Raw genomic sequence first — 22468 nt, 5'->3', positions numbered from 1 at the left:
TGACTCCGCAAAAATCACGATTTTTGCTGCGTTAACAGCTGCTTATAGTAGTCCCAGTCAAATGCAGGTCCGGGATCGGTTTTGCGCACCGGCGCGATATCACTGTGTCCGGTAATGCGCGCAGGCGTGATGGGATAGTGCTGCAACAACACCTGTGTAACCTGTTGCAGCGCCCGGTATTGCGCCTCGGTATAGGGTTGGTTATCCGTCCCTTCCAGTTCAATGCCAATCGAGAAGTCGTTGCAGTTTTCCCGGCCGTCGAACTGTGACACGCCCGCATGCCAGGCGCGTTTATCAAACGGCACATACTGTACAATCTCACCTTGCCGGCGAATCAGGCAGTGCGCCGCCACGCGCAGGCTGGCGATATCCGCAAAATAGGGATGAGCATCCGGCGGCAGCGTACCGGTGAACAGTTTGTCGATCCACGGACCGCCAAATTCGCCCGGCGGCAGGCTGATATTGTGGATCACCAGCAGCGAAGGTGCCTCGTCGTCGGGTCGATCATTGCAATGCGGCGAGGGGACCTGACGCACCCCGGTCAGCCAGCCATCTTCAAGTTTCATGCTGCATTTCCTTGTTCAATCAGGCTGAGAATAGCATGAATAGTAAGGGTTTCTTGCGTCTTAATGCGTCATCAAACTGCGACCCGAACAGCTGTTGTTAAGGATACTAAACAAAATTCTGTTCATCTCTGGTACGCTGCGGCGGTTCAGGCTATTGTGAACGCCTCACTCATCATCCCTTTTTTGGAGTTGATCGCATATGTCTTCGCGTGGTTATGATCCGGACAGTCGCCGCCAGGCGCTGATTAGACGCATTGAAGGTGACATCCCTGAGGCTGTCGCGCGTGCTTTACAGGAAGATCTTGGCGGCGAAATTGACGCCGATCGTGATATCACTGCTCAGCTGTTACCTGCCGAAACGCAGGCCCACGCGCAGGTGATTACCCGTGAGGCGGGTGTTTTCTGTGGTAAACGCTGGGTCGAAGAGGTGTTTATTCAGCTTGGCTCGCACGCGACCCTGACCTGGCATGTGAAAGATGGCGACCGCATCGAGCCTGATCAGCCGCTGTTCGACATCGATGGCCCGGCGCGACTGCTGCTGACCGCTGAACGTACCGCGCTCAATTTTGTCCAGACGCTTTCTGGCGTTGCCACCGAGGTCAGCCGCTATGTAGCGCTGCTGGCGAATAGCCAGACGCAGCTGCTGGACACGCGAAAAACCCTGCCCGGGCTGCGTACCGCGCTGAAATATGCCGTACTGTGCGGTGGCGGCAGTAACCATCGCCTCGGCCTGTCCGATGCCTATCTGATTAAAGAGAACCACATTATTGCCAGCGGATCGATCCGTCAGGCAGTAGAAAAGGCGCAGTGGCTGCAGCCGGATGTGCCGGTAGAAGTTGAAGTCGAATCTCTGGAGGAGCTGGACCAGGCGCTGGACGCAGCGGCGGATATCGTCATGCTGGATAACTTCAGCCTGGATCAGATGCGGACCGCGGTGGAGCGTAATCAGGGGCGGGCGCTGCTGGAAGTCTCTGGCAACGTTACGGAAGCCACCTTGCCTCAGATTGCGCAGACCGGCGTCGATTATGTCTCCGTGGGCGCGCTGACCAAACATGTGCGGGCACTCGATTTATCGATGCGTTTTCAGCAACAGTAAGAGACCGCGCCGTGTTCCCGCACGGCGTTTTTTGCGATCCCCCTTCCATGACCTTTTCGGCTGCACTGCAAGCCATAAATATGTTCTCGCCCCCTTTTCCATTGTTTCACTCTGCGACTGTGATTCTGCTGCCCGCCTTTTTAGTCTGACGTTTTCTTAATCAGGAGGCGATGTGATGAATTATCAACGCGGATTTACGCTGGTTGAACTGATGATTGTGGTGGGTATCGTGGCGATCTTAAGCGCCATTGGCCTGCCCGCTTATCAAAACTATCTGCAGCGCGCGGCACTTACCGACATGCTGCAAACCATGGTGCCGTACAAAACTGCAGTTGAACTCTGCGCCATGGAGCGCGGCGATCCGGCGCAGTGTCAGGCTGGCGAGCACGGCATTCCTGCCGTCAGAAGCTCACGCTACGTTTCAGCGCTCAGCGTGACCAAAGGCATCATCACCCTGACCGGTCAGGAGAATCTGAAGGGCTTAAGCGTTGAGATGCTGCCGGTATGGGACAGCACGGAAGGCAGCATCAGCTGGCAACGGAGCTGTACCAGCAGCAACATCAGCCTGCGCGACAACTGCCTTGCCCAGTTCCGCTTTGCCGACAAAGGGGCAAATGATGAACAAGCCTGATGCGGCGATAGCGGCATTATGCCAGCGCTACCGCGCTCTGGTGCTGCAGCATGATGCCAGTCAGCTGCGGGTCGCCGTGGCGGAAAGCGTGCCGCACGGGCTGGCTGAAGCGCTTAATTTCGCCAGCCAGTGTCAGATTGAGATTGAGTGCTGGCCGCAGGCGCGTCTCGATCAGCTGCAGCACGCCGCAACGCCGCTGTCAGCCCGCGAAGATGCACCGGCAGAGTCAGCCGTTGAGGCAACACAGCAGATACTGCAACAGGCACTGGAACGTCGCGCGTCAGATATTCACATTGAGCCCTGGCGGGAGGGTCTGCGGGTCAGGCTGCGGATTGACGGCGTCCTGCATCCGCTCTCCTCGCTGCCCGCCACCCAGCCCGCGGCACTGCTGGCGCGCCTGAAAATCCTCGGCGGACTGGATATTGCCGAGCGTCGGTTACCGCAGGATGGTCAGTTCAGCCTGGAGATTGCGGGCAAACCGGCCTCGTTTCGCCTCGCTACCCTGCCGATCCATGGCGGTGAAAAGGCGGTGGTGCGGCTGCTGCAGAGCGAAAGCGCGGCGTTGTCGCTGGATAAGCTGGGGCTTCCCGCCGCACAGTTACGCCTGATGTGCTCGGCGCTGGCCCAGCCGCAGGGACTGATCCTGGTGACCGGGCCAACCGGCAGCGGCAAAACCTTCACGCTCTACAGCGCGCTGAGTGCGCTGAATACACCAGATAAAAATCTGTGCAGCGTCGAAGACCCGATTGAAATCCCGCTGCCCGGCATTAACCAGACCCAGATTCACGGTAAAACCGGGCTCGACTTCCATCGCGTACTGCGTGCGCTGTTGCGCCAGGACCCGGACGTGATTATGGTCGGCGAAATCCGCGATGCAGAAACCGCCGAGATTGCGGTTAAGGCCGCGCAGACCGGGCATCTGGTGCTCTCCACGCTACATACCAATTCAACTGCCGAGACCCTGACCCGCTTACGCCAGATGGGCATTGCTGGCTATCTGCTGGGATCGGCGCTACGGCTGATCGTCGCGCAGCGTCTGGTGCGAAGGCTCTGCCCGCATTGCCGTCAGCCGGCGCAGGCGGTGGCGCACTATCCTTCCGAACTCTGGCCCGGCACGCTGCAGACCTGGCGCGCGCCCGGCTGCGATCACTGTTTCTCGGGTTATTTTGGCCGGCTGGCGCTGTTTGAGCTGCTGCCGATGAACGCCAGACTGCAAAACGCCATTGCGGCAGAGATGCCGCTTGAGAATCTGCTCAGCCTGGCAAAGCAGCAGGGACTGCGTACTCTGCTTGCCTCCGGTCTCGAAGCTGTGAGCCGCGGCGATACCTCGCTGGAAGAGATGCAACGGGTTATCGGGCTGGAAGATGGCTAATCCGGCGCTGTTTCGCTGGCAGGCAGTTGACAGTCAGGGCGCGTTGCAAAGCGGCCAGCTGCTGGCTATCGACAGTGAGAATCTGCTGCTGATGCTGGCACAGCGCGATCTCCTGCCGGTCAGCTGGAAATGCGAAAAGGTCTGGCGACGTTCTGCCTGGACGTGGCAGCATAAAACCGATCTGATACGCCAGCTGGCAACCCTGCTTAAAGCGGGCTTACCGCTGGCGGAGGGGCTGGTTCTGCTGGCGGAGGGGCATCCGCACGCCGGCTGGCGGGCACTGATGCTGGCGCTGCATCATCGGGTATTGAGCGGTCAGCCTTTTTCACAGGCGCTGCGTGAGTGGCCGCAAATCTTTCCGCCGCTCTATCCGGCCCTGATGGAGGTCGGCGAGCTGACCGGCCAGCTGGATGTCTGCTGCAGCGAACTGGCACAACAGCAGACCCGGCAGCAACAGCTGTGGCAACAGGTGGTGAAGGCGCTGCGCTATCCGCTGTTCATTCTGCTGGTGGCCATAGCTGTCAGCTGTGGCATGCTGCTGTTTGTGCTGCCGGAATTCGTCACAGTGTATGCCTCGTTTGACGCACCGCTACCGGCGTTTACCGCCGCGGTGATGCAGCTCTCCGCTGTGTTGCAGCAGTGGGGACTGTGGTTAGCCAGCGTGCTGTTGCTGGTACTGGTGGGCTGGCAACAGCTGCGGCGACGTTCAGCCAGCTGGCAGCGGCGGGAGCAGCGTTTTTTTCTCCGCATCCCGCTGCTTGCCGGACTGTGGCGCGGTTCGCAGCTAACGCAGATTTATACCATCCTGCAGCTGACACAGCACGCCGGACTCACCCTGTTGCAGGGTCTTGCCGCTGTTGAGGTTACCCTCTCCTCCCTGCTGTGGCGGGAAGCGATTGCTGCGCTGCAACAGCATATCGCCGCAGGCAAACCGCTGCATCAGGCGCTGGCGCAGCATCCGCTGTTTACTGCACTTTGTGGCCAGCTGATTCGCGTCGGTGAAGAAGCAGGGGCGTTAGATCTGATGCTGGCCAGACTGGCTGAGTGGCATGAAGGAGAGACCCGGCAACGTGCTGACGCGCTGGCTGCCTCACTGGAGCCAATGATGATGGTAGTGATAGGCGGCATTGTCGGTACGCTGGTGATTGCGATGTACCTGCCGGTGTTCGGGCTGGGTGATGCGATGCATTAAAGGGCGCGTTATGCGCCCTTTACTGTGAAATCAGCTGAGTCACCGATGAAGTCTGTTGAACGACAGCAGGTTAATGGCTGTCGATGCGTGAACATCGATGGACTACTGCTGGTGCGCCAGTATCGGAAACCAGGATCGGTGCCTGACTGTATTAACCAACCATCAGCCACTGTCGATCACTCTCCGACGCTTAATCGCTGACAACCGAACAGACTATCGGTTAAACACCCGGTTTTCCTGCTCAGTCACCCGGATAAAAGTGGTGCGCTTGGTCAGTTCCTTCAGACGCTCTGCCCCGACGTAGGTACAGGCTGAACGCAGGCCACCCAGAATGTCGCGTGCCGTATCGGCTACTGGTCCGCGCAAAGGCAGCTTCACGGTTTTTCCTTCCGCCGCACGATACTCCGCAACGCCACCCACGTGACGCTTCATTGCCGACTCTGAACTCATGCCATAAAACAGCATGAAGCTTTCGCCATTCTCTTCGATGACCTTGCCTTCACATTCATCGTGTGCTGCCAGCATACCGCCCAGCATTACAAAGTCGGCACCGCCGCCAAAGGCTTTAGCAATATCACCCGGCACCGCACAGCCACCGTCACTGACAATCTGTCCACCCAGTCCGTGCGCCGCATCAGCGCACTCAATCACCGCCGAGAGCTGTGGGTAGCCCACGCCGGTCTTCACCCGCGTGGTGCAGACTGAGCCAGGGCCAATGCCCACTTTGACAATATCGGCACCAGACAGAATCAGCTCTTCCACCATTTCCCCGGTGACTACATTACCGGCACAGATGGTTTTGCCAGGAAACGCTTCGCGGGCACGCTGCAGAAAATCGACAAAATGCTGCGAGTAGCCGTTAGCCACATCAATGCAGATAAACTGCAATTTCTCTGACAAGGCCATAATGGCGTTCAGCTTAGTAAAGTCCGCTTCAGAGGTGCCGGTAGAGACCATTACCGCGTTCAGTACCGACGCGGGCACGCGCTGAATAAACGCTCGCCAGTCATCTACGCTGTAATGCTTATGCACCGCCGTCAGGATATTAAAGCTGGCCAGCGCTTCTGCCATCAGAAAGGTACCGACGGTATCCATATTGGCGGCGATGATCGGGACACCGCTCCAGCTCAGGCCGGAGTGCTTAAAGGTAAAACTGCGCTCCAGCTCAACCTGCGAGCGGCTTTTCAGCGTGGAACGTTTTGGGCGAATCAGAACGTCTTTAAAGCCCAGTTTCAAATCTTCTTCAATACGCATGTGTCATGTCCTGGTGAGTGGCAACGAACCGCAGTTCGCGAAGCCAGCACGGCTCCAGTGACCTTATGATACGCGCCTGCCGTCCGGCGACAAGACTGCGAATTTCACTTTATTTACGCTACAATCCGTAAAATTTAGCTGAGCATTATCGTTGTGATCTGGCCCGCATTTTTGCGTTACTGATCCAGACCATTAACATGAACCTGTGTCCAAAAGAGAAGTCAGATGGGAAATAGGCCCTACACCATAGCGCTGACAGGGGGAATCGGCAGCGGTAAAAGCTCGATTGCCAGACAGTTCGCTGCGCTCGGGGTCGACATTATCGATGCTGACCTGATTGCGCGCGAAGTGGTTGAGCCTGGGACGCCGGCTTTACAGGCGATAGAGGCACGATACGGTGCTGTGATCCTGACCGAACAGGGCACCCTGGATCGTGCACGGTTACGCGATATTATTTTTCAGACGCCGGAAGAGAAAAGCTGGTTAAACGCGCTGCTGCACCCGCTGATTAATGCCCGCACCCAACAGCTGATCGCCGCAGCCTCTTCACCTTACGTGCTGTGGGTGGTGCCGTTGCTGGTGGAAAATCAGTTACAGCACCAGGCTGACCGGGTACTGGTGATTGATGTCGACGAAGCGACACAAATAGCCCGCACTCAGCAACGCGACCAGCTTTCACTCGCTCAGGTGCAACGTATTCTTGCGGCACAGGCCACGCGGCAGCAACGCCTCGCCTGTGCCGATGACATTATTGATAACAGTGGCGAGCCTGAAGATGCATTGCCACAGGTTGCCGGACTCCATCAGCGCTACCTCAGGCTGGCGGCAACGAAACAGGATTAACACCATGAGCACACCCGTTCTGTTTGAACATCCTTTGAATGAAAAAATGCGAACCTGGTTACGGGTTGAGTTTCTGATTAACCAGCTGGATGAGACTACCCCGCTGGATAAAACTGTTAATGCCCTGACCTTTTTTCGTCTGATCGGCGAACTGCTCGATATTTTCGAGCGGGGCGATATGCGTACCGAGTTGTTGAAAGAGCTGGAGCGCCAGCAGCAGAAATTACGTGCCTGGGCTGATGTGCCCGGCGTGGATATGACGCTGGTGGATGCCCTGCGTGAAAAGTTAAAAATGCAGTCAACCCAGCTGATGAATGCGCCGCGGATGGGCCAACAACTGCGGGAAGATCGTCTGATTGCGCTGGTGCGTCAACGCCTGAGCATTCCTGGCGGCTGCTGCAGTTTTGATTTACCCGGCCTGCATATCTGGCTGCATTTACCCCAGGAGGCGCGTGATGCCCAGGTAGAAGCCTGGATGCAGACGCTGGTACCGCTGCATCACGCGCTGGCGATGATCCTCGACCTGATCCGTCAGTCCGGGGCATTTCGCAACCAGACCAGCCTGAATGGCTTTTATCAGGACAATGCTGAAGGCGCCGACCTGCTCCGCCTGCAGCTGTCGCTGGAGGATGCGCTCTATCCGCAGGTCTCCGGCCATAAAAGCCGTTATGCCATTCGTTTTATGCCGCTTGATAGTGAGCGTGGTGAAGTGCCGGCCCGACTCAACTTTCAACTGGCCTGTTGTTAGAGGTGAAGATGCAGCAAGAAGTTATGACCGTCGCCTGTCCTCAGTGCGGCAAAGATGTTATCTGGGATGAACTCAGCCCGTGGCGGCCGTTTTGCAGCAAGCGCTGCCAGCTGATTGATTTAGGTGAATGGGCCGCTGAAGAAAAACGTATTCCCAGCAGCGGCGATCTGAATGACAGCGATAACTGGAGCGAAGAAGACCATTAATTGCCGGATGGGGTGAGTTGCCCCATCCTGTCAGAACTCGCCAGCAATCAGGCGGGCAATCAGCTGATGATTCGCCGGAGGAAACTCTTCGGCGACCAGCGCCTGCTGATCAACCCAACGCTGCGGCTGTCCCTCTTTGCCCCACGGCTCACCCTTCCAGCCTTCGACCAGAAAGAAATGCAGCGTTACCCGCAGATCCTCATAACTATGGTCAGCCTGACCAATCGGACGCGCTTCGGTGACTTCAATGCCGGTCTCTTCCTGCAATTCGCGAATCAGACCCTGCTCGGCGCTCTCACCCGCTTCAATCTTGCCGCCGGGAAACTCCCATTTATTGGCCATATAGGACGTTGCCGCGCGCTGGGCAAGGAAAATCTGTTTATCGGCATTGCGGATAATACCAACCGCGACCTGCAGGTGCTTCATGAAGAATATCCCGGAATTGTTGGTGAATGAGCGGTGAGTTTAAAACAGGGTGTGGCGGAAGTTAACCGCTTTAACCTGCCGCAACCGCGAAACTCAGCTTCTGTCGCGGGCGTGCGGCAGCCAAAAAAAAGGAGCCAGAGGCCCCTTTTTCATCAGCGGTTAGTCTCAGGCCAGGCGGCCGTGACACTGTTTATATTTTTTACCTGAACCGCATGGGCAGGGATCGTTGCGTCCGACTTTGCGTTCGCCACTCTGCTGCGCCAGTGCTTCGGCCGCCAGCGTCTCTTCTTCAACGTGGCTCAGCTGCTGCTGCTGGGCCAGACGTTCAGCCTCTTCTCGACGCTGCTGCTCCATCGCTTCAACTTCTTCCGGCATCCGCACCTGGACCTTGCTCAGCGTACTGATCACTTCATATTTCAGTGATTCCAGCATGGCGGCAAACATGGCGAACGATTCCCGTTTGTACTCCTGCTTCGGATCCTTCTGCGCGTAGCCACGCAGATGGATGCCCTGACGCAGATAATCCATCGCCGCCAGATGCTCTTTCCACAGCGAATCCAGCGTCTGCAACATCACGCCTTTTTCGAAGTTACGCATCATCTCAGCACCCACCACCTCTTCTTTGGCGGCATAGTTTTCCATCGCATGGGTCATGATGCGCTCACGCAGCACCTCTTCATGCAGATCGGGCTCTTTGTCCAGCCATTCCGCAATCGGCAGGTTGAGATCGAAGTCAGTACGCAGGCGCTCTTCCAGCCCTGGCACATCCCACATCTCTTCCAGTGACTGCGGCGGAATGTAGGTATCGATGGTCGCTTTGTAGACGTCATGACGGATGCTGTTGATGGTTTCGCTCACGTCTGACACATCCAGCAGTTCGTTACGCTGACTGTAGATGGCACGGCGCTGATCGTTGGCCACATCGTCATATTCCAGCAGCTGCTTACGAATATCGAAGTTACGGCTCTCAACTTTGCGCTGTGCATTGGCAATCGCTTTGGTCACCCACGGGTGCTCAATCGCTTCACCCGGCTTCATCCCCAGTTTACGCATCATGTTAGAGACGCGATCCGAGGCGAAAATACGCATCAGCGCATCTTCCATCGACAGGTAGAAACGGGAAGAACCGGCGTCGCCCTGACGGCCTGCACGACCACGCAGCTGGTTATCGATACGACGCGACTCGTGGCGCTCAGTACCGACGATGTGTAAACCGCCGGACGCCAGTACCGCGTCATGGCGAATCTGCCATGCGGCTTTAATCTCTTCGATCTGTGCTTCGGTCGGGTTTTCCAGCTCGGCCACTTCGGCGTGCCAGCTGCCACCCAGCATGATGTCAGTACCACGACCGGCCATGTTGGTGGCGATGGTAACCGCGCCCGGCTGACCCGCCTGTGCCACGATTTCCGCTTCGCGGGCGTGGAATTTGGCGTTCAGGACGTTGTGTTTAATACCGGCACGTGTCAGTTCGTTAGAGACCACTTCCGATTTCTCAATCGAGATGGTCCCGACCAGCACCGGCTGGCCGTTGGCGGTACGTTCACGAATATCTTCGATGATCGCGTCGATCTTCTCTTTCTCGGTCATGTAGACCAGATCGGCCAGATCTTTACGCACCATTGGACGGTTAGTCGGTACCACAATGGTATCGAGCTTGTAGATAGAGCTGAATTCGAACGCTTCGGTATCCGCGGTCCCGGTCATACCGGCCAGCTTTTCGTAGATACGGAAGTAGTTCTGGAAAGTGATAGAGGCCAGCGTCTGGTTCTCGTTCTGGATCTCTACCCCTTCTTTGGCTTCAATCGCCTGATGCAGTCCGTCTGACCAGCGACGACCCTGCATGGTACGACCGGTGTGCTCATCAACAATCACCACTTCGCCATCTTTCACGATGTAATCCACATCGCGGGTAAACAGCGCATGGGCGCGCAGCGCCGCGGTAACGTGGTGCATCAGCATAATGTTGGTCGGTGAATAGAGTGATTCGCCGGCTTCCATAATGCCCTGGCTGACCAGCAGCTCTTCCACCTTAACCAGTCCGCGTTCAGACATGTGCGCCTGACGGGCTTTTTCATCCACCCAGAAGTCGCCTTCACCCTGATGGGTTTCAGTGTCTTCTTTATCCTGGCGAATCAGGTGCGGAATGATTTTGTTTACTTTGGTATAGAGCTCAGAGCTGTCTTCCGCTGGCCCCGAAATGATCAGCGGGGTACGCGCTTCATCGATCAGGATGGAGTCAACTTCATCCACCAGTGCGTAGTGCAGTTTACGCTGCACGCGCTCTTCCGGGCTGAAAGCCATATTGTCGCGCAGGTAATCGAAGCCATATTCGTTGTTGGTGCCGTAAGTAATATCAGCGGCGTAAGCTTCACGCTTCGCTACTGCTGGCAGACCCGACATATTGATGCCGACGGTCAGGCCGAGGAACTCAAACAACGGACGGTTATTCTCAGCATCACGCTGTGCCAGATAGTCGTTGACGGTAACCACGTGCACCCCTTTGCCGGAGAGCGCATTCAGATAAGCTGGCAGCGTGGCGGTCAGGGTTTTACCTTCACCGGTACGCATCTCGGCGATGCAGCGGTCATTCAGCACCATACCGCCGATCAGCTGGACGTCGAAGTGACGCATGCCGAACACGCGCTTACTCGCTTCACGCACGGTAGCAAAAGCTTCCGGGATCAGACTTTCCAGCGTCTCGCCTTTTTTCAGGCGCTCACGGAACAGTTCGGTTTTGCCTTTCAGTTCATCATCAGAGAGCTTTTCAAAGTCCGGCTCCATCTTGTTGATGACATCCACCACTTTACGCATGCGACGCAGAGTACGATCGTTACTGCTACCAAAAACCTTGGTTAACATTTTGATTAACATAATAAATATATTCTCAATTCAGCCGGATCATTCCGGTCTGCAAAATCTAAACAGAGTGAATAAAACCAAAAATATTAGCAGGACAATCGGGTGGGTCCGGCGCGGATGCCATGAACGCGGGCATGCCATTCAACCCATGAGCGGGTGACAGCCGTAAACAGCGGTGGAGTCGGGGTTGTCTGCGGCACAGCGCGCAACGCAGAGTGTGACGTCAGTAAGTCATGCAGCGAATCGATCAGCGCCAGCTTTTGTGCCGCCAGCGGCAGAGTTTGTTGTTCCGCCTGCGCCTGGGGGGTTAGCGTGAAAGAGAGATGACGAATAACGGTGCGGATGGCGTGCTGGTGCCAGTAATCCACATTGAAACTGGGGCGGCGTGCCGTTTCCTGCAGGCGAATCAGATGATCAAACCGCGCGGCGTTGCCCATGAACAGGCTACTGGCCGGCGATTCAGATGAAGCATTGAGTTCAGAACTTTGCGCACAGGCAGGTAAGCCGAGACTGGCCGCGACCATCCCTAACAGGAGATGAGGCCAGAAATAGCGTCTACCTAATTGTCGCCAGCGCAGAAGAATTCCGATCACAACCTTTCCATCGCGCATGCTCTGTTGCGCTTCCGTTTTCGTTCGCCCGCCGCGAGCGGCAGCGGTATTCAGCCTGTAAAAGCGCCAGAGATAGTATCACTAATGTGGGGCATCCACACCTGGGATTAAAGTGGCGGTGCGAGAAATTGCGCGCGATTGTTCAGCAATTCAGCAAAACAGGCGGCGCGGTACGAGCAGGCTCGACAGCAGCAGCAGGGGCGGGAACCATAAAAAAACGGCTGGCGCCGCTGACCGGAGAGGGTGTCAGCATAACCAGCCGTTTCACGTTCTGAGGTAATTAAGCCAGAACCAGATTCGGTGCTTTGAATGCCAGCGGCAGTTCAGCTTCGTCTTCGAAGGTTGCCCATTCCCAGGCTTCCTGCTTAGCCAGAACCGCTTGCAGCAGCTTGTTGTTCAGCGCATGGCCCGATTTGAACGCGGTGAAGGCGCCAATAATGTTATGACCACACATAAACAGGTCGCCGATAGCGTCCAGCATTTTGTGGCGGACAAACTCGTCCTCAAAACGCAGGCCTTCTTCATTCAGTACGCGGAAATCATCCAGACCTATCGCACAATCTAAGCTACCGCCCAGGCACAGGCCTTTAGACTGCAGATATTCGATTTCACGCATAAAGCCAAATGTACGCGCCCGGCTGATTTGACGAACAAAGGCGTCAGCAGAGAAGTTCATCGCATAACGCTGCGAGCTGGAATCGATCGCCGGGTGTTTGAAGTCAATGGTGAAGTCGAGCGAGAAACCGTTGTACGGTTTGATCTCAGCCCATTTGTCACCCTCTTCCACACGCACGGTCTGCTTAACGCGCACAAATTTCTTCGCGCTGTTGAGCTGCTCGATACCCGCATCCATCAGCAGATAGATAAACGGTGCTGCGCTGCCATCCATAATCGGGATTTCTGGTGCATCGACTTCAACAATAATGTTATCGATCCCCAGACCCGCTAGGGCGGCATTAAGGTGTTCGACCGTTGAAATACGCACGCCTTCATCATTCACCAGGCAGGTACTCAGCATGGTGTCGCGCACGTATTTTGCATCAGCCGGAAAATCTACCGGTGGATTCAAGTCGGTGCGACGATAGATGACCCCGGTATTAGCCGACGCAGGGCGTAATGTCAGTGTGACTTTCTTGCCGGTATGTAAACCGACACCAGTCGCCTGAACAATACGTTTTAGTGTCCTTTGTTTGATCATCGTATTATCTCGCAATATTACCTTTCCGACCGCTAGTATACTTTACCAGCGGGCAGACACTTTAGCACAAAGAGCGGGAGAACCCAATTATAGGGTTAATCCTAGTCGGCTTGCTTACGCAAAAACGCCGGAATATCAAGGTAGTCTGGCTCTTTGTTTGATTGCGCAGCCTGGTCGTTAACCACTTTAGCCGCCGGTTTCTGCTCCTGCGGCAGCGGTGACATACCGTGCTGCTGATAGCGATGATCCATAACCGGCTGGCTGGCTGGCTTATTGGTCACCAGGGTGATTTCCGGACGTTTGTCCATGCCGATACCGGTTGCCACCACGGTGACGCGCAGTTCGTCATTCATTTCTGGATCCAGTGAGGTACCGATCACCACTGTCGCGTTGTCAGAGGCGAAGGCGCGGATAGTGTTACCCACGGTTTCGAACTCATCCAGACGCAGGTCGAAGCCAGCCGTGATGTTGACCAGCACGCCGCGCGCGCCAGACAGGTCGATATCTTCCAGCAGTGGGCTGGAGATCGCCATTTCAGCCGCTTCTTCAGCGCGGTCTTCGCCACAGGCAACGCCTGAACCCATCATGGCGTAACCCATTTCAGACATCACGGTACGCACGTCAGCAAAGTCGACGTTCATCAGACCCGGACGGGTAATCAGTTCGGCGATACCCTGAACCGCGCCTTTCAGCACGTCGTTGGCTGCGCCAAAGGCGTCCAGCAGGGAGATGCCGCGACCCAGAACTTTCAGTAGCTTGTCGTTTGGAATAGTAATCAGTGAATCGACATGCTTAGAGAGTTCCGCGATCCCCTGCTCAGCAAACGCCATGCGTTTCTTGCCTTCGAAGTTGAACGGCTTGGTGACAACGGCTACGGTCAGGATACCCAGATCCTTCGCCACTTCCGCTACCACAGGCGCTGCACCGGTACCGGTACCGCCGCCCATGCCGGCTGCGATGAAGACCATGTCTGCCCCTTCCAGCGCAGAACGCAGTGCTTCGCGATCTTCTTCTGCAGAGTTACGGCCGACTTCCGGGTTCGCACCCGCACCCAGACCTTTGGTAATGTTATTACCGATCTGAATCGTCTGGCCGACAGCTGTTTTACGCAGCGCTTGCGCGTCGGTATTCACAGCAAAGAATTCCACACCTTCGATACGCTCGCGTACCATGTGCTCTACGGCGTTGCCACCGCCACCGCCGACGCCGATGACTTTAATCACCGCGTCATTGGTTAATTCCATAGGTTCAAACATGATTTCTCTCCGTTATGTGCCTGTCGCCTGGAGATCACTAAACAAAACAGCATGATCCCCTTTCACAAAAATTAAAACTCTTTTTTCAACCAACTATTGATGCGCTTGAACCAGTTGCCTACGGAAACCCGTTTTTCGGTCTCTGCATCGCCGTTCATGTGCGACTCTTTGCCGTAATGCAACAGTCCCACCGCGGTGGAGTAGTACGACTCCTGCGCATAGTCAGTTAAGCCGGTAATATTCAGCGGTTGTCCGATACGCACCTGCGTATGGAATACGCGTTGCGCACAGGCCGCCAGTCCTTCAATTTGCGCGGCACCCCCGGTCAGGACAATGCCTGCCGCAAGATGATGCTTCACGCCCTGCTGACGCAGTTGTTCCTGTAACTGCAGAATCTCGTCATTGACCAGATTCAAAAGCTCGGTGTAACGCGGCTCAATCACTTCGGCCAGCGTCTGACGCTGCAGGCTGCGCGGTGGACGTCCGCCCACGCTCGGCACTTCAACGTTCTCATCTTTGCCAACAATCGATCCCAGCGCGCAACCGTGACGTACTTTGATCGCTTCCGCATCGGTTGGCGGTGTGCCAAACGCATAGGCGATGTCGCTGGTGACCACGTTGCCTGCATAAGGAATAACCTTAGTGTGCCGTAAAGCACCGCCGGTATATACGGCAATGTCCATTGTACCGCCACCAATGTCGACAACACAGACGCCCAGCTCACGTTCGTCTTCGGTCAGGACGGCAAAACTGGATGCCAGGCCGGCAAAAATCAGTTGGTCAACTTTCAGGCCACATCGTTCAACGGCTTTGACAATATTTTTCGCCATATCGTTGTGGCAGGTGATCAGATGCACTTTTGCCTGCATCCGCACCCCGGAAAGACCAACCGGATTTTTGATGCCTTCCTGATAATCGATGGCGTATTCCTGAGGAATAACATGCAGGATGCGATGCTCGTCACGCACACGCACCGACTTAGCGGTATGTACGACGTTCTCTACATCATCCTGAGTCACTTCCTCTTCGGAAATCGGAACCATCCCGATTTCGTTCTGACAACTAATATGTTTGCCCGATAACGCAAGGTAGACGGAGGAAATCTGGCAATCTGCCATCAGCTCAGCCTGATCGATGGCGCGCTGTACGCATTTCACCACCGACTCAAGGTCATTCACGCCACCTTTATCCATACCGCGGGACGGGCAGCTGCCCACCCCAATAATATTGACCATACCATCGGGCAGAATTTCCCCAACCAGGGCGGCAACCTTCGCGGTGCCAATTTCGAGTCCAACTACCAATTTTCTGTCCGTTGCCTTGATCATTGTTGTTTAGCCTGTGCCTGGTTCTGTTGCTGATTACTGTCCTGTGGCTCCATCACGACCGGCGTCCAGCCAACAGAGGCGCCCGAGTCGTATCGTAAATCCACGTAGCTGATACGTTTGCTCTCGTTCTGACCTTGCTGTTGCAGTACCGGGTAGAGCTCAATAAAGCGGTTCAGACGCTTCATGGTGTCGCTGCGCCCCAGTTCGATGCGCACATCGTCACTGGTGACCAGCTGCCATGAACGCCGGGCCGTCATCGACGCGACCTTCAGGGTAAACTTTCTGGCCTTCAGTACATCGTCCATGCTGTGATAACCCGCCAGCACCTCTTTCTCACTGCCTTCCGGTCCATACAGCATCGGCAGGGTTTCTTTGCCGATATGGTTAGCCGGAACGCTGAAGGAGACGCCATCCGCGTCCACCATATGCAGATCGTTCCAGCGCGCCACCGGTGTATATTCCACCAGATGAATCTTTAGTTCGTCCGGCCACTGTTTACGCACGCTGACCTGCTTAATCCACGGCAGCCGCTCAATCTGCTGCTGCAGAATATCCACGTCCTGCGACATAAACGTGCCCGGCGCGCCAAGTGACAGAATCGCCTGGCGAATGTCATCGTGGGTGGTGTAATGGGTTTGCCCGGTCACCACCAGTTTCGATAACGGCAGGCGTGATGCATCGTTCATCCACTTCAGCACCACCAGCCCACCAGAAATCATAATGCCTATCACGATCAGCAAAAAAACGATGCCGAACAGTCGGGCTCCGTTACTGCGCCCGGTGCGTATACGCTCCTGCGGTTCACGGTTTCGAACTCTCATCGCCGCCTGTGACATATCAGTCGGCCAACTCCAGAATATGCGCAACCAGCTGCGCGAAACTCATGCCGGCCTGTTTCGCCGCCATCGGCACCAGGCTGTGGCTGGTCATGCCCGGTGAAGTATTGGCTTCAAGCAGCTGGAAATTGCCCGCACCATCGGCCATCACATCCACCCTGCCCCAGCCGCGACAGCCAAGCGCACGCCAGGCCGCCAGCACCAGTTGCTGCAACTCAGCTTCACGCGCCGGGCTCAGATCGGCCGGACAGATGTACTGAGTATCGTCAGAAATATATTTTGCTTCATAGTCATAGAACTCGCTGGCGCTCTTTATTTCGATAGAGGGCAGGATGCGATCGCCCACAATCGCCACCGTGTACTCCGCGCCACTGAGAAACGCCTCGACCAGTACGTTATCGTCGTGCTCAAAAGCGGTCGCCAGCGCGTCAGGTAAGGCGCTCAGCGCATTGACCCGGCTGATCCCCACGCTGGAACCTTCACAGGCGGGTTTGACGAATAACGGCAGCCCGAGCGCAGCAATGGCCGCTTCCGTCTCTGCATCCAGTCCGGCATCGAACTGCTGGCGCGTCAGCCAGACAAACTGCCCGGAAGGCAAACCGCGCCCCTGCCACAGCAGCTTGGTGCGTAGCTTGTCCATGGTGACCGCTGACGCCATCACGCCGCTGCCGGTGTAAGGCAACTGCAGGAATTCCAGCACCGCCTGTAGCGTGCCATCTTCGCCGCCACGGCCATGCAGAGCGATAAACGCTTTGGTAAAGCCCTGCTCTTTGAGCGTCAGTACCGAGACATCGCGGGTGTCGACAGCGTGCGCGTCGATACCGCTTTCACGCAGCCCGGCCAGCACCGCCTGACCAGACATCAGCGACACTTCGCGCTCGGCGGACGTCCCGCCCATCAATACGGCAACTTTGTCAGCCATGACGATCCTCCGCTTTACGTTCCGGCTGGAGCTTGCAATCCGCCAGCTTGCGGGCAACCTTGCCGACGTTGCCGGCCCCCTGCACCAGAATCAGATCGTTGCCAGACAGCAGCGGTGCCAGCATTTCTGGCAATGCGTCATGCTCAGGCACCAGAATCGGATCAACCTTGCCGCGATTGCGAATCGCACGGCACAGCGAGCGACTGTCAGCACCAGGAATCGCCGTCTCGCCGGCAGAGTAGACGTCCAGCATCAGCAGGACATCAACCTGTGACAGCACGTTAGCGAAGTCATCAAACAGGTCGCGGGTACGGGTGTAGCGATGCGGCTGAAACACCATCACCAGCTTTTTATCCGGCCAGCCGGCACGTGCCGCTTTAATTGTCGCATCCACTTCGGTCGGATGATGGCCATAATCGTCCACCAGCATCGCACTGCCCGCCTGACCGTTAACCGGTTCGGTCGGGAACTCACCCAACAGATCGAAACGGCGGCCGGTGCCCTGGAAACTCTCCAGCGCGGCCAGAATCGCATTGTCATCAATGCCCTCTTCGCTGGCCACCGCCACTGCTGCTGCCGCGTTAAGTGCGTTATGACGACCCGGCGCATTCAGGGTAATCTGCAGCAGCGGTTTGTCCTGACGGACCAGCGTAAAGTGGCCCTGTGAACCGCGCTGATGGTAATTTTCAATGCGGAAATCCGCATCATCACTGAAGCCATAAGTGGTGATTTGACGTCCCACCCGCGGGATCAGATCACGGATCACCACATCATCCACGCACATCACGGCACGGCCATAAAACGGCAGGTTGTGCAGGAAGTTAATAAAAGTCTGCTTCAGGTTCTCGAAGTCGCCCTGGTAGGTATCCATATGGTCGGCTTCGATGTTGGTGACAATTGCCACCATCGGCTGCAGATGCAGGAACGATGCATCGCTCTCATCGGCTTCCGCAATCAGGTAACGGCTGCTGCCCAGGCGCGCATGAGTGCCTGCCGCTTTCACCAGGCCGCCATTAACAAAGGTCGGATCAAGACCGCCCTCGGCATAAATACTCGACACCATCGCCGTGGTGGTGGTTTTGCCATGGGTACCCGCAACGGCGATGCCATGACGGAAACGCATCAGCTCAGCCAACATTTCGGCCCGACGGATCACCGGGATGCGCTGCTCGCGCGCAGCCACCAGCTCTGGGTTGTCCTGCGCAACGGCGCTGGAGACCACCACCACACTGGCGTCGGTCACATTCTCAGGGCGATGGTTGAAATAAATGGTGGCACCCAGCGCAATCAGGTTCTGGGTCACCGGGTTAGGGGCCAGATCTGAACCGCTGATATGGTAGCCTTCATTTGCTAACACTTCGGCAATACCGCCCATGCCAGCACCGCCGATGCCGACAAAGTGGATGTGCCGGACGCGTCGCATCTCGGGCACAATAGTTCGCAGTTTTGCCAATTGTTGTGTATTCATCGCTCTCAATTACCTGCTCTATCAGTTTGTGCTCAACCCGAGCACGGGTCAGACGCGCTGACCGGAATGATTACTTTGCGGCGCGAGCCACTTCCTGCGCGACCCGCTCGGTCGCATCGGGGATCGCAACCTGACGGGCCTGTTCGGCCATCGTCAGTAATGTCGGGCGATCCCAGTGGCGCAGCAGATCCGCTACCGCCTCCGCCGTAAACTGCGGCTGCTCAAAAATTCGGGCCGCGCCCGCTTTCTCCAGCGGCAGCGCGTTCCAGTACTGCTGGCGATCTTTGTGCTGAAACGGCACAAAAATCGCCGGTAAACCGGCAGCAGCCACTTCGCTCACCGTTAAGGCGCCGGAGCGACAAACCACCACATCAGCCCATGCATAGGCTGCGGCCATATCATCAATAAACTCGGTCACCTTGTGCTGGGTCTGGCCGACTTGCTGATAGGCTTTTTCAACTACCGGCAAACCGCCTTTCCCGGTCTGGTGCCACAGCGTGATCTGATCACCCAGTTCAGCGGCAACCTGCGGCAGCGTCTGGTTCAGCACCCGCGCGCCCTGACTGCCACCAACCACCAGCACCCGAATCGGGCCGCTGCGCTGGGCCAGCCGTTCAGCCGGCAGTGGCAGCGCCAGCACGTCGGTACGCACCGGATTGCCGACCACATCCGCCCGGGGGAACGCGCCGGGAAATGCCTGCAACACTTTGGTGGCGATCTTCGCCAGCCATTTGTTGGTCAGGCCGGCAATGCCATTCTGCTCATGCAGCACCACCGGGATACCGCAACTCCAGGCCGCTAAGCCGCCCGGTCCGGAGACATAACCGCCCATCCCCAGTACTACATCCGGTTGCCAGGCTTTCATGATGCGACGCGCCTGACGCCATGCGTTGAAGATGCGCAGCGGAGCCAGCAGTAACGCCTTAACGCCTTTGCCGCGCAGTCCGCTGATGCGAATGAAATCGATGTCGATACCGTGCTTCGGCACTAAATCCGCTTCCATACGGTCGGCAGTGCCTAACCAGCGGACCTGCCAGCCCTGCTCCATCAGATGATGGGCAACAGCCAGACCGGGAAAGACATGCCCACCGGTTCCGCCTGCCATCACCATCAATCGCTTACTGCTCATCGACCACCTCGGGTAAACGCCTGCGCTTTTGCCAGACGCGTTTCATAATCTATGCGTAACAAAAAGACGATGGCGGTCGACATAATAATCAGACTCGACCCACCGTAACTGATCAGCGGCAGGGTCAGACCTTTAGTCGGCAGCATACCGGCTGCCGCGCCGACGTTAACCAGGGCCTGAAAGCTAAACCAGACGCCAATTGAACAGGCCAGAAAGCCAGAAAAACGCTGATCCAGCTCCAGTGCACGGCGGCCAATCGACATCGCACGAAAAGCGACGAAGAATACCATTAACAGCGCCATAACCACACCGATGTAGCCGAGTTCTTCACCGATAATCGAGAAAATAAAGTCGGTGTGCGCTTCGGGCAGATATTCCAGTTTTTGCACCGAGTTACCCAGCCCCTGGCCCCAGAATTCACCGCGGCCAAATGCCATCAGCGACTGGGTCAGCTGGTAGCCGCTGCCGAACGGATCTTCCCACGGGTTCCAGAACGATGTGACGCGGCGCATACGGTACGGCTCGGCGATAATCAGCAGCACCACGGCAAAAATGCCGGAGCCGATGATGGCCAGGAACTGCCACAGTTTGGCACCGGCCAGGAAGAGCATGGCCAGCGTGGTGACGAACAGCACCACCACGGTACCGAGGTCCGGTTGCGCCAGCAGCAGCACCGCCAGCACCACCATCACGCCCATCGGCTTACAGAAGCCCCAGAAGTTGTTACGCACCTCTTCCACTTTGCGCACCAGATAGCTGGCGAGATAGCAGAACAGGGTCAGTTTGGATAATTCGGCGGGCTGAATACGCAGCGGGCCGAGGGCGATCCAGCGCGAGGCCCCGTTAACCGAACTGCCGACCACCAGCACAATCAGCAGCATGGCGACAGAGGCCATCAACATCACGTTGCTGTAGCGCTGCCAGAAATCCATCGGCACCCGCAGCGTGACCAGCGCCATGCCGACCGCCAGCGCGATATAAAACGCATCACGCTTGGCAAAATAGAACGGATCATCGTTGAGACGCTGACCGACCGGCATTGAGGCAGAAGTCACCATCACAAAACCAATCACTGCCAGACCTAAGGTCAGCCACAGTAGCGTGCGGTCATACAGCACCAGCGAGGTGTCATCACTCTCGCGCGACCCCATGACCCAATCTTTCAGGCGACCAGAGAAGAAACGCGCCAGACCCGCGCCAGGAATATGCATCAGCTCAGCTCCTTCGCCAGTTGCGCGAACTGTTCGCCACGCTGTTCAAAGTTGCGGAACTGATCAAGGCTGGCGCAGGCCGGTGACAGCAGCACCATATCGCCTGACTGCAGCTGCGGGACAATCTGTTCCAGCGCCTGACGCAGGGTTTCGGTGCGCACAGCTATTTCCGGACGCAGCGACGCCAGCGCATCGCCATCGCGGCCAAAGCAGTAGGTCCGCACCTTGTCGCCCTGCAGATAAGGCGTCAGCGGCGAGAAATCGGCAGATTTGCCGTCGCCGCCCAGCAGCAGCCACAGGGTGCCGCTGACCTGCAGGCCATTCAGCGCCGCTTCGGTGCTGCCGACGTTGGTGGCTTTAGAATCGTTGATCCAGCGCACGCCCTGATGCTCATGCACCAGCTGGAAGCGATGCGCCAGGCCATTAAACTGGGTTAATGCAGCCAGGCTGGAAGCGCGCGGCAGTCCTACCGCATCGGCCAGCGCCAGCGCCGCCAGCGCGTTGGTGTAGTTGTGTTGTCCCACCAGCTTCATTTCAGCGGTGTTCAGCACCTTCTCGCCTTTCACCCGCAGCCAGACATTGCCCTGCTGCTTATTGAGATGATAGTCACCGAAGTCAATGCCAAAGCTGACGCAACGCGCATCTGCGCCGCGTACCGGCATGGTCAGCGCATCATCGGCATTGACGACGCAGACCTTCGCATTTTCATAAATGCGCAGTTTGGCGGCACGATACTGCTGCATGCCCAGCGGATAGCGGTCCATATGATCTTCACTGACGTTAAGTACCGTCGCTGCCGCCGCTTTCAGACTGTGGGTGGTTTCCAGCTGGAAGCTGGAGAGTTCCAGCACATAAAGCTGTGCCGGTGACTGCAACAGGCTGAGCGCCGGTAAGCCGATATTGCCGCCCACGCCGACCTGCCAGCCGGCCGCTTTCGCCATCTCACCCACCAGCGTGGTCACGGTGCTTTTGCCGTTGGAGCCGGTAATCGCCACGATCGGTGCCTGGGCTTCACGGCAGAACAGCTCAATGTCACCGACGATTTCAATGCCGGCTTCTACCGCTTCGCTCAGAATCGGATGGGCCAGCGCGACGCCCGGGCTGGCGACAATCAGGTCGGCATCCAGCAGCCAGTCGCCGTTAATGCCACCCAGATGGCGTTCCACCTGCGCCGGCAATTTATCCAGCCCCGGCGGCGACACACGGGTGTCCATCACGCGAGGCGTTACGCCCTGCGCTAAAAAGAAATCAACACAGGAGAGACCGGTCAGGCCTAACCCGATGATGACCACTTTTCTTCCCCGATAGTCAGCCAT

General features: G+C 56.9%; 21 protein-coding genes. 7 read left to right on the top strand and 14 right to left on the bottom strand.

What is annotated here, in order from left to right; all coding sequences use genetic code 11:
• Positions 1-14: 14 nt before the first annotated feature.
• Positions 15-566 carry a 1,6-anhydro-N-acetylmuramyl-L-alanine amidase AmpD gene (gene ampD, locus AC6I8I_RS03250; RefSeq protein WP_312055392.1) on the bottom strand — a complete coding sequence of 184 codons (552 nt, stop codon included), beginning with the start codon at positions 564-566 and terminating at the stop codon, positions 15-17.
• 199 nt (positions 567-765) lie between these two features.
• Here ampD and nadC point away from each other — a divergent pair, with 199 nt between their 5' ends.
• The 4 genes from nadC to hofC all read left to right on the top strand — a co-directional run bounded on the left by nadC (position 766) and on the right by hofC (position 4857).
• A complete protein-coding gene (nadC, locus tag AC6I8I_RS03245) occupies positions 766-1662 on the top strand; it encodes a carboxylating nicotinate-nucleotide diphosphorylase (RefSeq protein ID WP_312055391.1) in 897 nt (298 codons plus the stop codon).
• Positions 1663-1837: 175 nt separating this feature from the next.
• Entirely contained in the window at positions 1838-2293 is a 456-nt protein-coding gene (ppdD, locus tag AC6I8I_RS03240; RefSeq protein ID WP_312055390.1) for a prepilin peptidase-dependent pilin, read from the top strand.
• Complete coding sequence (gspE, locus tag AC6I8I_RS03235; protein ID WP_312055413.1) at positions 2280-3665, top strand: type II secretion system protein GspE; 1386 nt, start codon at positions 2280-2282, stop codon at positions 3663-3665. Before ppdD ends, gspE begins: the two co-directional genes overlap by 14 nt.
• A complete protein-coding gene (hofC, locus tag AC6I8I_RS03230) occupies positions 3658-4857 on the top strand; it encodes a protein transport protein HofC (protein ID WP_312055389.1) in 1200 nt (399 codons plus the stop codon). Before gspE ends, hofC begins: the two co-directional genes overlap by 8 nt.
• Positions 4858-5070: 213 nt before the next feature.
• On the opposite strand, the gene AC6I8I_RS03225 is transcribed toward hofC, so the two are convergent.
• Positions 5071-6111, bottom strand: coding sequence for a GMP reductase (locus AC6I8I_RS03225; RefSeq protein ID WP_312055388.1), 1041 nt, complete (start codon positions 6109-6111; stop codon positions 5071-5073).
• A gap of 225 nt (positions 6112-6336) precedes the next feature.
• On the opposite strand from AC6I8I_RS03225, the gene coaE reads away from it, so the two are divergent.
• Genes coaE through yacG form a run of 3 tightly spaced genes read left to right on the top strand, consistent with a single transcriptional unit; the run spans position 6337 to position 7908 of the window.
• Positions 6337-6954 (top strand): dephospho-CoA kinase, encoded by a 618-nt coding sequence (gene coaE, locus AC6I8I_RS03220; protein ID WP_312055387.1) that lies wholly within the window; start codon positions 6337-6339, stop codon positions 6952-6954.
• A gap of 4 nt (positions 6955-6958) precedes the next feature.
• The gene (gene zapD / locus AC6I8I_RS03215) at positions 6959-7702 is read left to right on the top strand and encodes a cell division protein ZapD (protein WP_312055386.1); all 744 of its coding nucleotides are present in this window, start codon (positions 6959-6961) and stop codon (positions 7700-7702) included.
• A gap of 8 nt (positions 7703-7710) precedes the next feature.
• A complete protein-coding gene (gene yacG / locus AC6I8I_RS03210; RefSeq protein ID WP_031376700.1) occupies positions 7711-7908 on the top strand; it encodes a DNA gyrase inhibitor YacG in 198 nt (65 codons plus the stop codon).
• A 30-nt stretch (positions 7909-7938) separates the two neighbouring features.
• Here yacG and mutT read toward each other — a convergent pair whose 3' ends face one another.
• From mutT to murD, 12 genes are all read right to left on the bottom strand, one after another.
• Positions 7939-8334, bottom strand: coding sequence for an 8-oxo-dGTP diphosphatase MutT (gene mutT / locus AC6I8I_RS03205; protein ID WP_069728429.1), 396 nt, complete (start codon positions 8332-8334; stop codon positions 7939-7941).
• Positions 8335-8499: 165 nt separating this feature from the next.
• Complete coding sequence (gene secA, locus AC6I8I_RS03200; RefSeq protein WP_031376702.1) at positions 8500-11205, bottom strand: preprotein translocase subunit SecA; 2706 nt, start codon at positions 11203-11205, stop codon at positions 8500-8502.
• A 74-nt stretch (positions 11206-11279) separates the two neighbouring features.
• The gene (secM, locus tag AC6I8I_RS03195; protein WP_409455989.1) at positions 11280-11786 is read right to left on the bottom strand and encodes a secA translation cis-regulator SecM; all 507 of its coding nucleotides are present in this window, start codon (positions 11784-11786) and stop codon (positions 11280-11282) included.
• 298 nt (positions 11787-12084) lie between these two features.
• Complete coding sequence (gene lpxC, locus AC6I8I_RS03190) at positions 12085-13002, bottom strand: UDP-3-O-acyl-N-acetylglucosamine deacetylase (protein WP_031376704.1); 918 nt, start codon at positions 13000-13002, stop codon at positions 12085-12087.
• A gap of 101 nt (positions 13003-13103) precedes the next feature.
• Entirely contained in the window at positions 13104-14258 is a 1155-nt protein-coding gene (ftsZ, locus tag AC6I8I_RS03185) for a cell division protein FtsZ (RefSeq protein WP_009092127.1), read from the bottom strand.
• 71 nt (positions 14259-14329) lie between these two features.
• Complete coding sequence (gene ftsA / locus AC6I8I_RS03180) at positions 14330-15586, bottom strand: cell division protein FtsA (RefSeq protein ID WP_003854739.1); 1257 nt, start codon at positions 15584-15586, stop codon at positions 14330-14332.
• A complete protein-coding gene (gene ftsQ, locus AC6I8I_RS03175; protein WP_031375972.1) occupies positions 15583-16422 on the bottom strand; it encodes a cell division protein FtsQ in 840 nt (279 codons plus the stop codon). The genes ftsA and ftsQ overlap by 4 nt, the downstream gene beginning before the upstream one ends.
• A 1-nt stretch (position 16423) precedes the next feature.
• Positions 16424-17344, bottom strand: a complete 921-nt coding sequence (locus tag AC6I8I_RS03170; RefSeq protein WP_312055384.1) for a D-alanine--D-alanine ligase — start codon at positions 17342-17344, stop codon at positions 16424-16426.
• Positions 17337-18812 carry a UDP-N-acetylmuramate--L-alanine ligase gene (gene murC, locus AC6I8I_RS03165; RefSeq protein WP_312055383.1) on the bottom strand — a complete coding sequence of 492 codons (1476 nt, stop codon included), beginning with the start codon at positions 18810-18812 and terminating at the stop codon, positions 17337-17339. The genes AC6I8I_RS03170 and murC overlap by 8 nt, the downstream gene beginning before the upstream one ends.
• Positions 18813-18882: 70 nt before the next feature.
• A complete protein-coding gene (gene murG, locus AC6I8I_RS03160; protein ID WP_312055382.1) occupies positions 18883-19941 on the bottom strand; it encodes an undecaprenyldiphospho-muramoylpentapeptide beta-N-acetylglucosaminyltransferase in 1059 nt (352 codons plus the stop codon).
• Positions 19938-21152, bottom strand: coding sequence for a cell division protein FtsW (gene ftsW / locus AC6I8I_RS03155; protein WP_312055381.1), 1215 nt, complete (start codon positions 21150-21152; stop codon positions 19938-19940). Before ftsW ends, murG begins: the two co-directional genes overlap by 4 nt.
• Complete coding sequence (gene murD / locus AC6I8I_RS03150) at positions 21152-22468, bottom strand: UDP-N-acetylmuramoyl-L-alanine--D-glutamate ligase (protein ID WP_312055380.1); 1317 nt, start codon at positions 22466-22468, stop codon at positions 21152-21154. The genes ftsW and murD overlap by 1 nt, the downstream gene beginning before the upstream one ends.

Source organism: Pantoea sp. X-Soil-YNGN-775, from assembly GCF_059730575.1.
Note: the sequence above shows the minus strand (reverse complement) of the source record. Positions and strands in the feature narration are given on the sequence as shown.